Origin of the sequence: Jonquetella anthropi DSM 22815 (genome assembly GCF_000237805.1) — a bacterium.
GTDB lineage: Bacteria > Synergistota > Synergistia > Synergistales > Dethiosulfovibrionaceae > Jonquetella > Jonquetella anthropi.
This window is the reverse complement of the sequence record NZ_CM001376.1, coordinates 867812-882195: the sequence shown is the minus strand read 5'-3', so window position 1 is coordinate 882195 and position 14384 is coordinate 867812. Positions and strand designations below refer to the sequence as shown.

Here is a 14384-nt window from a genome sequence, read left to right as displayed (position 1 = left end):
ATGGCGAAAATCAACCGTGAGTTACTGAAAAGCTTTTATGACCATCAGGATCCCCGCACCCGTGCCAGCCTCGACGAAGCCGTCGACCGGATGGCTGCCGTCAAGGAAAAGGGCGGTAAAATCGTCGTGGCATGCGGCAGCGGGCCGAACATTCACGAAGGCGTTACGACCCTCATTGCTGAACTGATGAACAAGGGGCTGATCGACGGCGTGACGACCAGCTCGGCCGTCATCGGTCACGAAATGGCCGGGGCGCTGGACGAGGTGAAGATGTGCTCATCGGACGCGCTGGGCTTTACCCCTGAGGACATGCCTCGAGGAGAGGTTTTCGAGTTTACCTGTCAGACGGCGGAACAGCGGGCCGCGCTTCGGCGCGAGGTTGTCCTGGACGAGGCCCTTCTTGCCAGAGAAGAGGCAGCAGAAGGACATCTGGTCATCAAAGCTGCCGGCAACATGGCTTACCCGATGGGATATTGGAACGAGACTCTCGCCGCTGAAATCGGCGCGATTGCTCGGACCTACGGTCTCCCGTTTGAAGAAGTGGCCGGCTGGGCCGCTGACCCCCGCACGATGATTGGCGCCGGAGCGCTTCACGGTTTGCCTGTTATCGTTTCTATCCCTCAGATGGTCGGCGGCGGCAACATCGGCATGGAAATCGGCGACAGCATTTCCATCTCCCAGCGGTCTCAGCGGCTGGCCCGTATGCTCGAAGACGCTGACGTCATCATCGAGTCGGCCATCGCCCTCTCGCAGGAGCTTCACGACGGCCCGTTTGAAAAATACACCGGCCATGGTATTTGGGCGTGGTGGAAAGGCCTACACACCTACCACATGCGCGGCAAAACGCTGATTCGCCTCGACTTGGACGAGAACCTGCGGCGGGCTCACGACTTTCAGGCTCAAATGCAGGAGGCCATTGCTCTGGGGCTCCCGAAGACGAAGATCTCCGGGATTCCGTTCCGCATGGAAATGTCGGCGTTCGCCCGGCACGAGGGGAGCCTTCCTCTCATCGGCGACGTCGGCGAGCTGTGGCCTGTGATGGCGCTTAAGCTGGCAGACCGGCTCGGCGTCACGCTTGACTTTATGAGCTACAAGCAGGAGACGCCGGAAGGCAAAGCGATGAGACGGTGGATTGTGGACGAAATTCGACCGATCGACGTCACTCTGCTGCGCAAAAAAGCTCGCGAATACCGGCTATGAAAAAGCTCCTCTGCGTGATTCCAGCTAGGTGGGGGTCCACCCGCCTGCCCGGGAAACCCCTGCTTGACCTGAACGGCAAGCCGGTGATTCAGCACGTGTATGAGCGGTGTCTTCAGGCGTCCTCACTCAGTCGGGTAGTTGTGGCAACCGACGACGAGCGAATCGTGAAGGCGGTCAAAAGTTTCGGCGGTGAGGCGGTCATCACGTCACCGGACCACCCGAACGGGACCTGCCGGGTCGCCGAGGCAGCCCGCGGAACCGACTGCGCCGCGGTGCTCAACGTTCAAGGGGACGAGCCGACCATCGAACCGAGGCTTATCGACCTGCTGGCCGAGACGATCATCACGTCTGACGCTCCGATGGCAACGTTGGCCGTGCCCATCAGAGACGGCGAGCTGGAGGACCCGAACGTCGTCAAGGTCGTCCTTGACCGGAGAAGCTGTGCGCTGTACTTTAGCCGCAGTCCTATTCCTTACCAGCGGGTAAAAGCAGGCGTCCTGCTGCACCACTTGGGGCTTTACGCTTACAAAACCGATTTCCTGCCCGTCTACGCCGCGCTTGAGCCGACGCCTCTTTCTGAGGCCGAAAGCCTTGAGCAGCTTCGCGCTCTGGAGCACGGCTACCAAATTGCCGTTGCAGTGGATACTCTGGCCGGGCCGACGATCGGAATCGACGTCTTGGAAGATCTGGAACGGGCCCGCCAGCTGTTGAACAGCCGGTAATCCTTGCCATAGGAGGGCTGAAAGGTGAGAACGCTCTACTTAGATCCGTTTGCCGGTATCGCCGGTGATATGTTCCTCGGCGCCATGATCGATTTGGGCGCTGACCGACAGGCCATTCAGGAGGGAATTTCAAGCCTCGGGATCCCCGATTTGCGCGTCGAAGCTCCTCAAACGGTCAAGGGTGGAATCAGCGGCGTCGACGTCCACGTGACCTGCGGCGGGCATGAGGACCATCATCACGACGGCAAGTCAGCTGGAGGCCGCGAGTGTGAGCATCGCCACGAAGGTGACAGCGAGCACGGTTACGAACATGATCATGCTCATGACCACCATGACCACAGTCATGACCATGAGGGGGATCACCACCATGACCATGGCGGCGTCGAACCCGCCCGTGCCGGGGAGGCTCCTTCTCGTTGCACTTCGCCCGAACACGGACATGAACACGGACATGGGCATGAACACGGACACGTCCATCGGGGGCTAAATGAAATACGCCGGATGATTTCCGACGCGTCTCTGCCTTCCCGCGTCAAAGATCGGTCAATTCGGGCGTTTGAACTATTGGCGCAGGCCGAAGGGGCCGTTCACGGCAAGCTGCCGGAGGAAGTTCACTTTCACGAGGTCGGGGCTTGGGACTCGATCGCCGACGTGGTTGGCTCCTTTCTGGCGGTTGAGCTGCTGAACGTCGATAAAATTGTTTCCGCTCCTGTCAATCTTGGAAGCGGGACGGTCTGCTGCGCCCACGGCCGGATGCCGGTCCCCGCTCCGGCCACGGCGAAGCTCGTTCAGGGGCTGCCAGTGTACAGCGCCGGAATTCCCTGCGAGCGGACAACGCCCACCGGCGCGTTGATTCTGCGCGTTCTGGTTGACTCTTACGGCCCCTTGCCAGCTGGCAAAATCGTCGCCGAAGGGATCGGTCACGGCGACGCCGAACCCGGCGATCCGAATTACCTGCGGGCGGTGCTTATTGAGGAAGATGCCGGCAATTCGGCTCACGAACTCTATACAACCGGGCAGGTTGCTGTCTTAGAGACGAACTTGGACGACCTGAACCCTCAGGACTGGCCGCCGGTTGTCGAAAAGCTTTTCGCCGCCGGCGCGCTGGACGTCTTCTTGACTCAGCTCCTGATGAAAAAAGGCCGCCCTGGAATCAGGCTCACCTGCGTGGCCCGTCCATCTGACCGGCAGAGGCTTGGAGAGATCATCCTGCAGGAGATCAACACGCTTGGCGTTCGTTGGCGGCTTGAAAACCGAATGACGCTCCGTCGGGGGTGTGAAACTTTTCAAAGTTCTCTCGGGCCGGTGGGCGTCAAAAGGGCGTACTGGGGCGACGAGCTGCTGCGGTGGAGCTTTGAGTTTGAGGACGTGAAACGCCTCGCTGCCGAAAAAGGCCTTTCAACCGGGGAAGTTCGCCGTCGCTTGGCGTTGGAGTTTATTCCGGGGCAGAACGAATGACCGGGCCGAATTTATTTGTCCTGAGTGACGGCGTCCGCGGGCATTTGTCCCAGACCCGAGGCATTGCCTTGGCGATCGGTGCGCTTCATGGGCAGATTGACGCCCGCGAGCTCCCCGTTCCGACCTTGTCCGGGAAACAGCGTTTTTCCTGCCTCAAGGTCGCCAGCAGAGTTCTCCCGAAGGCAACACAGAAAGAAGCAGAGAACTGGCTTCGGGAGGCCCAAGGAAGCGGGCTGCTGGAGCAAGTCCGAACCGTTACCGCTGAAAGCGAGACGCCGCCGCTTTTTCTATCCGCCGGCAGCGGCGCCGCGCCCTATTGCTTGGCGCTTTCCAAGGCCCTTGCCGGCAAAAGCTGCGTCGTCATGACCCCGTCTGCATTGGGAACCGAACCTTTTGACATGGCAATCGTCCCGCGTCACGACTCGGCCCGGGGTGATAACGTGTTTGTCACCCTTGGCGCGCCAAATCTCATCAATAAGGAAGATTTGGTCAAGCAGGCCCAAACGCTGCTGCTGTCCTCTCCATTGAGCCGTCAGCGCGCGTGGGGAGTTCTTGTCGGCGGCGACGACAGAAATTATCAGGTCACACCCCGGTGGGCTGAAAAGTTTTTCCCTCAGCTGTTTGATGCAGCCCGCCGCGCCGACGTTGACCTTTACGTGACCACGTCGCGCCGCACTTCCGAGCTGGCAGAGTCGGCGATTAAGGACCAGTGCGAAGCAGAACCGCGGGTGAGAATGCTTCTTTTGGCGTCAGCCGACGAGCGTAACCCTGTGCCGGGGATGCTCGGCTTCTGCGACAAGATGTTCTGCACCGAGGACTCGGTGTCGATGATTTCGGAATGCGTGACCGCCGGCGTCCCGTTGGCAGTCGTGCCGGTCGAGCACCGTCACGGCCCTGGAAGCGTTCTCCAACGGTTTGCCGAGATGCTCAGCTGTATCGGTCTTTACCCGACAGAGAAGCTCTGGGGTGCGCCCCGCTTTCGTCGGATGATCGACGATTTTGCGGCGCAGGGGTTCCTTCGGGTCCTTTACCCGGAGGAAATCTGCGGCCAAACACTGGCAGATGAGTCGCTTCGGCCGGCTGGGGGCGTCGATTTTAACGAGGCAAAAAAGGCCGCCGCTTGGGTGCTTTCCCGATGGCTCCCCTCAGCGTAGTTCACCTGCTGCCTGAACTTGAATCCGGCGGCGTTGAAGACCACGTCGTGGCTTTGGCCAACCGGCAGGTTCAGGACGGAATGAGCGTGGCCGTTTGCTCCAACGGCGGCCGGTTGGAACGGCGCCTTCGGCCCGAAATCAGCGCGATTCATCTGCCGATTCACCGGAAAAACATCGCCGTCGGGCTACGGTGCGCCGCGTCTCTTGCCAAGCAGGCCAAGACGGCTGGCTGGCAGCTCTTTCACGCCCATTCCCGCGTTCCCGCGTGGGTCGCCTATTTCGCCTCAAAGATGAGCGGCCTCCCGTGGGTTGCTACGGTTCACGCGGCGTACAGCAAAAACGCCGGTCTGTGGCCTTACCGGCGAGCTGGCGGTGCCATTTGCGTTTCTCAGGCTATGGCCAGCTGGATGGAAGGACGTCTCCCGAAACGAGTCGCTGTCATTTACAATGGCATTGACGTCTCCGGTTCTTGGGAGTGGAAAAACCGGGATCGTCGAAGGAATTTGCTTTTTCTCGGCCGGCTGACCAAGCTCAAGGGCCTTGAAACGCTTCTGGAGGGCCTGGCCGGACTCAGCCAATACGACTGGAAGCTTGATGTGGCTGGCGAAGGCCCTCAGTCAAGCGCCCTGAAAGACCTCGTTCGGCGGCTAAACCTCGACGGCCGGGTGTCTTTTTTAGGGTTTCGGAACGATACTGAACGGCTGCTGTCCCTCTGTGATCTGCTCGTCGCGCCATCCCTTTCAGAGGGCATGGGCCTGTCAGTTGCCTTGGCAGCTCGACTGGGGACGCCGATTCTTGCATCGGATATCCCGGCGTTTCGCGAGCTGAGCCGGCCGGAAGGGTATCTCGTGCCGGCCGGAAACTGCGAGGCTTGGCGCCAAGCTCTTGAGGACTATTTTAAAGGAGCCGGCAAAATATCGCTTTTCAGCGAAAAGTCATTTCGCACGGTGGAGCAGATGACCGACGACGTCAGCTCGTTTTACCGCTCAATAGTATCTTGAAGTTAGATTCTAAGACGCAAAAAGACCAGCGGGAAGGGATGTGGAGGCGGTGTCAAAGTTCCTCGAAGTGCTCACAGAAAGCGTGAACTTGTTAGTCAGCCTTCAGGGGGCCGACGGGCAGATAGCCAAGGCGGCGCGTATCCTGTCGGACGCTCTTGCCTCCGGACGGAGAATATTTCTGGCCGGGGAACGAAAGGATCAGCCGTTGGCCCGATTGGTCAAATCCCACTGGGAGGAATCGTTGCTTGGTACTTCCGTGCCCAACGTTTCGCCGTTTTGCCTGATATCGACCTCTGACGAGATTCTTGCAAGAGATGAGCTGGCAGCTGAGGCGTCCCAAGGCGACGTGCTCGTTCTTTTGGCTGCCAGCCGGCCGTCACCCCGCTTGACTGAACTGACAGTCGCTTCACGGGAACTGGGTATGGTAGCTTTTTGTGTCACAGGTGCGGATCAGTGGCTTCTCGGAGGCATGTGTGACGCCATCGTTCAGGTGCCCACTGGAGACTCGCATAGGGCATCCGAAATGATCTTATTTGTATGCCATTGTTTGGCAGACGAGGCAAAGGACGAGGAAAGAGTTGGGAAACATGACCGTTAAACTTTCTCTTTTTATTCTCGCGCAGAACGAAGAGCGGCGCTTGCCGAGAACCCTTCAGGCTGTAGCGCCTCTTGCCGATGAGATCGTTCTGATTGATTCGGGCAGCACTGATCGGACCGTCGAAATTGCAGAGCAGTTCGGCGCTCGGGTCATTTATCATCCGTGGAAAGACGTTGGAGATCAGGTGAAATTCGGCCAAGATCAGTGTTCTAACGATTGGTTGCTTCGCTTGGATGCCGATGAGGTGCTGACGCCGGAACTTCAGCAGGAGATCCGGAAGATCAAAGAACACCCGGACTGCGACGGGTACAAACTGCGGATCTGCGACGTGTTTCCCGGCACTCGGCCCAACCGCTGGGTTAAGCATTACAAGCTGATTCGTCTCTACAACCGGCGGAAATTCACCATGGCCGGGCGAATTGGGCACGACGACGTAGATCCTCTTGTTCCCGACGCGACGAGCCGAGTCCTGCACGGTTTGGTGGCTCACTATTCCCAGCTGTCCATTTCCCACACGGTGGGAAAGTACAATTTGGCGACCGACCGCCGGGTGAACGAATGCGAACGAAAGGGAGTTCATTACAGCCCGTGGCGTATGGTCGGCGCGCTGTCCGGCAATTTCCTTCGGGTTTACTTTTTGGATCGGTTTTTTCTCCTCGGCTGGTGGGGCTTTATCCACAGCGTTCGGATCGGCCACATGCGTTTCTTGAAGTTTGCCAAATGGTACGAAAGAGGCCACTCGGCTGGTTGGTTTGACAGCTGAAAATCCCTTTTTCCCTCCGAGGTCATTTTGGTACAATAGGCAAGGATTTTTGAGAGGAGTGATTCACGTGAATTTAAAAAGCGCCGCGATCTTCGCAGTTGTCTGTTCTCTTGTTTCTGCTCCGATCGCTCAGGCTGCTGAGTGGCAGCAGACCCAGAAGTTTAGGGACAAGTTTGGCGGCGAGCTAACAATCATTGCCACCTATTACGGAGCCGCCGAGGTGGACCGTCAGGTTCGGGAGAACGCGGAGAAAAACCTCTGGACAGAAGATGAGGCGGACCAGTTCCGCTACACGCTTCTGCGGCAGCTGAAGCTTGACGAGTACATTCCAATTCATCTCAAGTTCATCACGTCGGGGCCGGCGCTTCGGATGTCGCCTTTCGGCTCCTTGGTGGACTTGATTGTCGGCAAAAATCACATTTCTCCGGCAGACTACGAGAAAAAATTCAACTTTAAAATCACAGATCAAATTGACGGGTTCGTCTACTTCCCGAGAGAAAACGCGAAGGGCAAGCCGTTCTTGACCGACAAGACGAAACAGATCACCCTGACTCTGAACGGCAGCGGAATTTCGCCGGTCGTGTTCTCCAAGAATATTCACTTTGCTTGGGACGTGAGCGACGACCAGCCTGACAAGATGCTTCAGGGGGCTGCCGGCGCCAAACTGGAAATCGACCGGCTGCTCAAGCGACTGACGAACCTGAACGAGAGAGAATCAACCCTGCAGAAAGAGCTGAATGACGTTCAGGCAGAAAAGAAAACGGTTAACGACCGAATTAACGTCTTGCAGGGCAACAAGTAGTGCCGCAAAGTCCGCGTCCTTTAGTGACGCGGATTTTTTATTGTCGGTCAGCGATCCAACGATAGACAGCCCGCGTCGGTCAGGTTATCCTTAATTGAGCTAAAACTTTCACGCGAAAGGATCGTCGAAGAATGAAACGAATCGGCCTGTTGACGTCCGGCGGCGATGCCCCGGGAATGAACGCTGCTATTCGCTCTGTCGTCAGGAACGCGGTGTGGCATGGTCTGGATGTTATGGGCTTTGAACAGGGATACGAAGGCCTGATGGACGGAAAGTGCGTTCCGCTGGACGCGCGAAGCGTCGGCGCCATCATTCACCGAGGCGGCACGATCCTTCGGACGGCTCGGAGCGAGCGGTTCAAAACTGAGGAGGGGCGTACACGAGCACTTCATCAGCTCACGGCCTGCGGCGTCGATGGGTTGGTGGTCATCGGCGGCGACGGGTCATTCCGAGGCGCGTGGGAACTGCATAAACTTGGCGTGCCGGTGGTTGGCATTCCGGCAACAATTGACAATGACGTGGCTCACTGCGACATGACGATCGGATGCGACACGGCCCTCAACACCGCGCTTGAAGCTATGCGGCGGCTCCGCGACACCGCGTCGAGCCATGACCGGCTTTTCATCATCGAAGTCATGGGACGCAACTGCGGGTACATTGCGCTGCACACCGCCCTGTCGGGCGGCGCAGAGTGCGTTCTTGTCCCTGAGCGCCCGTTCGATATTCAAAAGCTGTGCGACGGCCTGCGGCGGAGCCGAGCCAGTGGGAAAAGCTATTCGCTCGTTGTGGTCGCCGAAGGAGCGATCAGCGGCCATGACCTCAAACTTCGTTTGGCCGAGTGCGGCGGGTACGACGCCCGAGTGACCGTTTTGGGGTACATTCAGCGCGGCGGTTCTCCCAGCGCGTACGACGCGGCCTTGGCGACCCGCCTAGGCGCGTTTGCCGTTGACCGGCTTTTGGCTGGTTCCTCCGGCGTCATGGCGTCTTTAGAGTGCGGCGTCCCGCGGGAAGTTCCCCTTCCTCAGACGTGGGAAGACCGGCGGGGACTGAAAGAGGAGCTGATGGAGCTTGTGGAGCGTCTCAGCATCTGACCTCCGTTTAGTAGACCTGATCGCTTCCAATCGGTCAAGAGGGCTTTCGGCGTTTGCCACAGACGCGGCATATCTTCAGGCAGCGGCGTTCCTTCGCTCCTGTCGGCGCGTTGCCGTCGTCACCGGGTACTTTATCCCAGACGCGGCCGCCGCGGAAACGGACGGGCCGCTTGGCAGCGCAGCCCTTGTCAGGTCTCTGAAACGTCGTGGAGTTGACGCGTTTTTGACAACAGACGGCCTCTGCGCGCCGGTTGTGAAGGCCGCGGCCGATTTTTTAGGCCTGCGCTGTCAGGTCTGTTCTTCCTTGGACGACGTTTTAGAAAAAAATATTGACGCGATCGTCTTCTGTGAGCGTCCCGGCCGGACGCCGGACGGGACGGCCAGATCGATGAGAGGCTATCCGCTTCCGCCTGGGACGGTCTGGTTTGACGGTCTGCTGAGCCCCTATGCCGTCTCTCCTGTGAAATCAGTTGCGGTTGGCGACGGCGGCAACGAGGCAGGCATGGGGAACTGGCGGGCGGAGATGTCCGCCCTGAAACCCGATTTTTCGCCCTATTTGGCTGAGGGCGTCGCCGATATTCCTTTGGCCGCCGACGTGTCAGAGTGGGGGGCTTGGGCCTTAGCCGGGCTGGTCGAGTCCCGCGGAGCCTTGTCGCCTGACGAGCTCCAACTGGGGCTTGAGAAACTCCTTAAAGCTGGAGCAGTCGACGGCTCGACCGGGGAAAGGGCACTCTCAATTGACGGGTATTCTTTGGCCCACTGCGCCGAAAAGCTGAAAGCTGTGAACGACTGGTGCTCCGCTCATCCTCTGACGGCACAGAGTGACACAGGCCAAGAGGGCCTTCAGGATGTCTGAGTCCGTTTTGGTCGGCGTCTCGGGCGGCGTCGACAGCATCTGTTCCTGCCTCAAGCTGCGGGACTTGGGATACCAAGTCGCGCCCGTTTTTTTGAAGATGAAAGATCAGGCCGACGAACGGGACGTACAGCGCATTGCCCGATTTGAGGAAGTGACAGGCCTGACGGTAGAAACGGTTGACTGTCGGGAGTTATTTCGTCAGCGGGTCATCGAGCCGTTCCTGCAGGAGCTGACGGCCGGACGGACGCCGAATCCCTGCGTGATTTGCAACCAGTTCCTGAAGGTTCGGCTGTTGTTCGAGGAAGCGGACCGGCGGCAAATCGGAGCCGTAGCGACCGGCCACTACGCTAAAATCCTTCAAAAGGACGGCCTGTGCCGTCTGGCCCGCGGAGCCTCGGCGAAAGACCAAAGCTACATGCTGTACCGGCTGCCGCAGGCGTACTTGGAGCGGCTGATTTTCCCGCTGGAAAACAGCGAGAAAGAGCAGGTTCGTCACCTAGCCAGAGAAGCCCTCGGCGGTTCATTCGGCGACGGCGACAGTCAGGACATCTGCTTTCTGGGCTCGCTTGGCTTGGACGCCTTTCTCGCGTCTCACGTGACAGGGGAGGCAATTCAGTCCGGTCAAATGGTGAGCGACTCAGGTCAGGTGCTCGGGCGTCACCGGGGGCTGGCTCACTACACGGTTGGTCAGAGAAAGGGGCTTGGGCTGGGCGGCGGGCCTTGGTACGTGACGGAGAAACGCCTCGACGAGCGCCTGTTGATTTTGTCACACGTTGAGCGGCGCGAGCGGAGCATCATCCTGAAAGAGCCGGTCTGGCACGTTCTTCCCGATGAGACTCAAGGCTACCTCGTGCAGACTCGTTACCGTTCTCAACCTAAGCCTTGCAGGCTGCGTCAAACGGGTGAAGGCCTTTGGACCGTCCTGTTGGACGCTCCATCGGGCGCGTCCGCTCCCGGCCAGTCGGCCGTTGTCTACGATGGCGAGCTGGTCGTCGGCGGCGGCATTATCGATAGGACCACCGAGTAAAACAATACGCGATGAAAGAGGGGAAGAAAATGAAGAAAGCGGCTGTTCAGGAGCTGTCATCAAGTCAGGTGAGGCGGCGTTGCAGCCTGTCAAACATGGCTCTGCCTGCCCGAGGAGAGTCGGCTCCTTTCATCGGTCAATCCCGGGCGGTGGACGCTATGGAATTCGGAATGGGAGTGGCGGCTACAGGCTATAACGCGTTTGTCGTCGGCCTTCCGGGGACAGGCCGAACCAGCTATGTCCTGTCGAGTCTTAAAGAGCGTGCTGCCGCGATGGAAACGCCTCAGGACTGGGTATACGTTTATAACTTCGAGGATCCTTCCGTCCCTGTGGCTATCAGCCTGCCCAGCGGGCAGGGGCGTCTGCTGGAAAGCGAGTGCGCCGCCATGCTCGAAGAGGTCAAGACGGCTATCGCCAACGCTTTTGAGCGGGCAACGTACGAGGAAGCGAAGGCCCAGAAGATCAACGCGTTTCAGGAGAATATCGCCAAGACGATGAGCGCTATCAGCGACGAGGCGGAAAAGCGAGGCTTCGCCGTGAAGCGAACGCCCCAAGGGTTCGTCAACGTGCCGCTCAAAAAGACGACCGACGAGACGGGCGCCGAGAAAAAAGAGGAGATCTCCAGCGACGAATACGAAAAACTTCCTGAAAGCGAGAAAAAACGGCTGAAGGATATTTCCGACGCCATCACGTCCCGTACGCTTCAGGCCCTGCGGCGTATCCGTGAAAAAGAGCGTCAGCTCAAGTCATCCATCACCAGCATGGAGGAGGACATCTGCCGAGGGGCCATCACGCCGTATTTTGATGAGCTTCTCGAAAAATTTCCTCATTGCCCGCGTCTGGCCGCGTGGTTGGAGACGATGAAGGCCAACGTGGTCTCGAATTTTGGCGCGTTTGTGGCGGCCGCGCGGGACGACAGCGCAGACGTGGACTTTTCCATTTACAAAATCAACGTGTTGGTGAGCCACGAAAAGAACGACGGCGCGCCGGTGGTGTGGGAGACCAATCCCACGTACTACAACCTGGCGGGCAAGCTGGAATACGAGCTGCGCCAAGGGTACTACAACACCGACTTCACGCATATCGTCGCCGGCGCCATTCACCGGGCCAATGGAGGATTCCTCGTTCTCGAAGCCGAACAGCTACTGCGCAACTTCATGTCCTACGACCTTTTGAAGCGAGTGCTTCGTTCCGGCAAGTTGCCGATCGAAAGTCTCGGCGAACAGTACAGCGCCGCGCCGGTAGCTTCGCCCCGTCCTGAGGCTATCCCGATAAAGCTTCGCGTCGTCCTGATCGGCAATCATGAACTGTATTACCTTTTGCAGGAGTACGACCCGGAGTTCCAAAAGCTGTTCAAGCTCGTCGCCGAGTTTGATTACGAAATTGACCGGACGGAGCAAAGCGAAGCGGACGTGGCGCGGCTGATCGTGATTAAAGCACGCGAGTCCGGTCTCCTGCCGTTCGACCGCAGCGGTCTTGAAGAGCTGGTGGACTACGCGGCCCGTCTTTCTGGCGATCAGAATAAACTTTCACTGCAGTTCAACAAACTGTTCGAGCTGGTAGTCGAGTCGTCGGCCTGGGCGAAAAAGGCCGGCAGCAAAAAAGTTTATCGTCGCCAGGTTATCCATGCCTTTGACGAAAAACGCCGCCGTTCCGCCCTGTTGGAGGAGAAAATCCGCGGCGGGTTCATGGAAAATTTGGTCCGAATCGACACAACCGGCGAGGCGGTTGGGCAGATCAACGGCCTTGCGGTCGTCAGCTTTGCCGACGTCGCGTTCGGACACCCCAGTCGGATCACCGCCAACACCTTCATGGGTCCTGGGGGCGTGGTCAACATCGAGCGGGAAACTAACATGGCAGGGCCAATTCACAATAAAGGGGTGCTCACCCTTTCCAGCTACTTCGGCCGCATCTACGCCCAAAAAATGCCCATCAACTTCACAGCCCGAATTGCGTTTGAACAGCAGTACGGCGGCATTGACGGCGATAGCGCCTCGTCCACCGAGCTGTATTGCCTGCTTTCTTCGTTGGCTGACCTGCCGATTCGTCAGGAAGTGGCTGTCACCGGCTCGGTTGACCAGCTGGGCAACGTTCAGCCCATCGGCGGCGTGAACGAGAAAATCGAAGGGTTTTTCGACTACTGTCAGGCCAAAGGACTGACAGGCAGTCAAGGCGTGATGATTCCGTGGCAGAACGAACAGCACTTGATGTTAAGCCATCGCGTCGCCGACGCCATTTCAAAGGGGATTTTCCACGTGTGGACTGTCCAAACCATTGACGAGGGAATTGAGCTCCTGACAGGAGTGCCGGCCGGCTCGCCTGACAGCCGGGGGAATTATCCAGCCTCGTCGGTTCACGGCCGAGTCTTTGCTCGGCTCAAAGAGTGGCATAAACAGGCGTTGAAGCTGGCCGGCGGAAGCTCGCATCCTGCAGCGAAGAAAAAAGGGACGAAGAACGCGCGTCGGGGGCGCGCTGAATGAGCCGAATGACCGTCTCTCAGTCTCCAAAGGAGCTGAAGCGGCCAGTGCCGCCGGTGACGGCTGTGCTGGACCTATTGGAAGCCCAATGGGGACAGGAAAGCAATCCGGACGTCACGAGCTTCGACGAGCCGCTGGACGGTCTGATCCTCATCGTGCTGTCGCAAAACACCAACGATAGGAACCGGGACATGGCGTTCGATCGGCTCAAGGCGGCCTGTCCGACATGGGCTGACGCCGCCGCTCTCAGTCAGGCCGAGCTGATCTCACTGATTCGTCCGGCCGGGCTCTGCGACTCCAAATCGGCTACGATCATCCGGGTCTTGGGGGCAGCCAAGGACCTGACCGGCCAATACTCCCTTGGGCTCCTGCGAAAAAAGAAGCCCGCTGAGGCGTGGAACTTTATGACGTCCATCAAGGGGGTTGGCGTTAAAACGGCGGCCTGCGTGATGGTCTTTGACTTAGGCTTCCCGGCCTTTCCTGTGGACACCCACGTGGCGCGGTTCTGCCGTCGGATGGGCTGGGCGCCGGAGAAGGCGTCTCCGGCGGCCATTCAGGAGATGATGGAAGGCCTTGTGCCTGATAGCCGCAAGGCGGGCGCTCACCTGAACATCATCACCCACGGCCGAAGGGTCTGCAAAGCCCGTGGGCCGCTGTGCGGCGATTGTCTGCTCCGCGGGCTGTGCCCTGCAAGCAGCGCGTAACGCTTAAATAAAGAAAGGGGAACTGACTCGTATGGGAATGAGAACGTTTGAAGCAACTGCGTCATGCATCGACGGCACCAACGTCGCCTACTGCTCAGAGGGAAGCAAGTTTGTCTTGGGCTCGAAGGTGACTGATGACCCGGCGTTTGACATGTGTCCGGTTGATCTGCTCATGGCGGCGATGGCTGGTTGTGTCGCCATGACGATTCGCACGTTGGCGCGAGTTCAGAAAATCGAGATGACCGACTTGGCCGTGACGGCCCGCGGCGAGCGGAGCGACGGCGCGAAGACCCGAGCTCTTGAGAAAGTTATTATGACTGTCAGCCTGTCGTCGAGCGCGCCCAAACAGGTCATCGACGAGCTGGTCGCCGAAGCCGAGAAGACCTGCACGGTCTGCAGCACCGTTCGCTGCACGCCGGCTTTCGAGACGCGCGTCTGTTTGAAGTAAAATCGAAGGAGCTCCCGCTCGGTCGGGAGTTCTTTTTTTATGCTTTCATCGCGGCAGGGCGGGCATGAGCAGCGTAAACGTGA

At 58.7% G+C, this 14384-nt stretch carries 14 protein-coding genes; all 14 read left to right on the top strand.

What is annotated here, in order from left to right:
* The 14 genes from JONANDRAFT_RS04060 (at position 1) to JONANDRAFT_RS03995 (ending at position 14301) form a co-directional block, all read left to right on the top strand.
* Complete coding sequence (locus JONANDRAFT_RS04060) at positions 1 to 1200, top strand: hypothetical protein (RefSeq protein WP_008522886.1); 1200 nt, start codon at positions 1 to 3, stop codon at positions 1198 to 1200.
* A gap of 14 nt (positions 1201 to 1214) precedes the next feature.
* Positions 1215 to 1922: a 3-deoxy-manno-octulosonate cytidylyltransferase gene (gene kdsB, locus JONANDRAFT_RS04055; RefSeq protein WP_233417383.1), complete on the top strand. Its 708-nt coding sequence runs from the start codon at positions 1215 to 1217 to the stop codon at positions 1920 to 1922.
* 69 nt (positions 1923 to 1991) lie between these two features.
* A complete protein-coding gene (larC, locus tag JONANDRAFT_RS04050; RefSeq protein WP_081465269.1) occupies positions 1992 to 3380 on the top strand; it encodes a nickel pincer cofactor biosynthesis protein LarC in 1389 nt (462 codons plus the stop codon).
* Positions 3377 to 4534, top strand: coding sequence for a mitochondrial fission ELM1 family protein (locus JONANDRAFT_RS04045; RefSeq protein WP_008521184.1), 1158 nt, complete (start codon positions 3377 to 3379; stop codon positions 4532 to 4534). The genes larC and JONANDRAFT_RS04045 overlap by 4 nt, the downstream gene beginning before the upstream one ends.
* On the top strand, positions 4516 to 5535 hold the full coding sequence (locus tag JONANDRAFT_RS04040; RefSeq protein ID WP_008521183.1) for a glycosyltransferase: 1020 nt from the start codon (positions 4516 to 4518) through the stop codon (positions 5533 to 5535). Before JONANDRAFT_RS04045 ends, JONANDRAFT_RS04040 begins: the two co-directional genes overlap by 19 nt.
* A gap of 82 nt (positions 5536 to 5617) precedes the next feature.
* Entirely contained in the window at positions 5618 to 6133 is a 516-nt protein-coding gene (locus JONANDRAFT_RS04035; protein ID WP_233417382.1) for a phosphoheptose isomerase family protein, read from the top strand.
* Positions 6123 to 6896 carry a glycosyltransferase family 2 protein gene (locus JONANDRAFT_RS04030; protein ID WP_008522882.1) on the top strand — a complete coding sequence of 258 codons (774 nt, stop codon included), beginning with the start codon at positions 6123 to 6125 and terminating at the stop codon, positions 6894 to 6896. Before JONANDRAFT_RS04035 ends, JONANDRAFT_RS04030 begins: the two co-directional genes overlap by 11 nt.
* Positions 6897 to 6963: 67 nt before the next feature.
* Positions 6964 to 7698: a hypothetical protein gene (locus tag JONANDRAFT_RS04025; protein WP_008522881.1), complete on the top strand. Its 735-nt coding sequence runs from the start codon at positions 6964 to 6966 to the stop codon at positions 7696 to 7698.
* A gap of 131 nt (positions 7699 to 7829) precedes the next feature.
* On the top strand, positions 7830 to 8789 hold the full coding sequence (gene pfkA, locus JONANDRAFT_RS04020) for a 6-phosphofructokinase (RefSeq protein WP_008522880.1): 960 nt from the start codon (positions 7830 to 7832) through the stop codon (positions 8787 to 8789).
* Positions 8767 to 9645: a glutamate cyclase domain-containing protein gene (locus tag JONANDRAFT_RS04015; RefSeq protein ID WP_008521174.1), complete on the top strand. Its 879-nt coding sequence runs from the start codon at positions 8767 to 8769 to the stop codon at positions 9643 to 9645. The genes pfkA and JONANDRAFT_RS04015 overlap by 23 nt, the downstream gene beginning before the upstream one ends.
* Positions 9638 to 10672, top strand: a complete 1035-nt coding sequence (gene mnmA, locus JONANDRAFT_RS04010) for a tRNA 2-thiouridine(34) synthase MnmA (RefSeq protein ID WP_008522879.1) — start codon at positions 9638 to 9640, stop codon at positions 10670 to 10672. Before JONANDRAFT_RS04015 ends, mnmA begins: the two co-directional genes overlap by 8 nt.
* Before the next feature lie 29 nt (positions 10673 to 10701).
* Complete coding sequence (locus tag JONANDRAFT_RS04005) at positions 10702 to 13152, top strand: Lon protease family protein (RefSeq protein WP_008522878.1); 2451 nt, start codon at positions 10702 to 10704, stop codon at positions 13150 to 13152.
* Positions 13149 to 13853, top strand: a complete 705-nt coding sequence (locus tag JONANDRAFT_RS04000) for an endonuclease III domain-containing protein (RefSeq protein ID WP_008521171.1) — start codon at positions 13149 to 13151, stop codon at positions 13851 to 13853. Before JONANDRAFT_RS04005 ends, JONANDRAFT_RS04000 begins: the two co-directional genes overlap by 4 nt.
* Before the next feature lie 37 nt (positions 13854 to 13890).
* Positions 13891 to 14301 (top strand): OsmC family protein, encoded by a 411-nt coding sequence (locus JONANDRAFT_RS03995; RefSeq protein WP_233417381.1) that lies wholly within the window; start codon positions 13891 to 13893, stop codon positions 14299 to 14301.
* The last annotated feature ends 83 nt before the right edge of the window (positions 14302 to 14384 follow it).

Bases quoted from the DNA above. Each gene is read 5' to 3' on its own strand.
- JONANDRAFT_RS04045 (WP_008521184.1), top strand. From the start codon at position 3,377: ATGACCGGGCCGAATTTATTTGTCCTGAGTGACGGCGTCCGCGGGCAT.
- mnmA (WP_008522879.1), top strand. From the start codon at position 9,638: ATGTCTGAGTCCGTTTTGGTCGGCGTCTCGGGCGGCGTCGACAGCATC.
- JONANDRAFT_RS03995 (WP_233417381.1), top strand. From the start codon at position 13,891: ATGAGAACGTTTGAAGCAACTGCGTCATGCATCGACGGCACCAACGTC.
- JONANDRAFT_RS04030 (WP_008522882.1), top strand. From the start codon at position 6,123: ATGACCGTTAAACTTTCTCTTTTTATTCTCGCGCAGAACGAAGAGCGG.
- pfkA (WP_008522880.1), top strand. From the start codon at position 7,830: ATGAAACGAATCGGCCTGTTGACGTCCGGCGGCGATGCCCCGGGAATG.
- JONANDRAFT_RS04000 (WP_008521171.1), top strand. From the start codon at position 13,149: ATGAGCCGAATGACCGTCTCTCAGTCTCCAAAGGAGCTGAAGCGGCCA.
- JONANDRAFT_RS04005 (WP_008522878.1), top strand. From the start codon at position 10,702: ATGAAGAAAGCGGCTGTTCAGGAGCTGTCATCAAGTCAGGTGAGGCGG.
- JONANDRAFT_RS04040 (WP_008521183.1), top strand. From the start codon at position 4,516: ATGGCTCCCCTCAGCGTAGTTCACCTGCTGCCTGAACTTGAATCCGGC.
- larC (WP_081465269.1), top strand. From the start codon at position 1,992: ATGTTCCTCGGCGCCATGATCGATTTGGGCGCTGACCGACAGGCCATT.
- JONANDRAFT_RS04060 (WP_008522886.1), top strand. From the start codon at position 1: ATGGCGAAAATCAACCGTGAGTTACTGAAAAGCTTTTATGACCATCAG.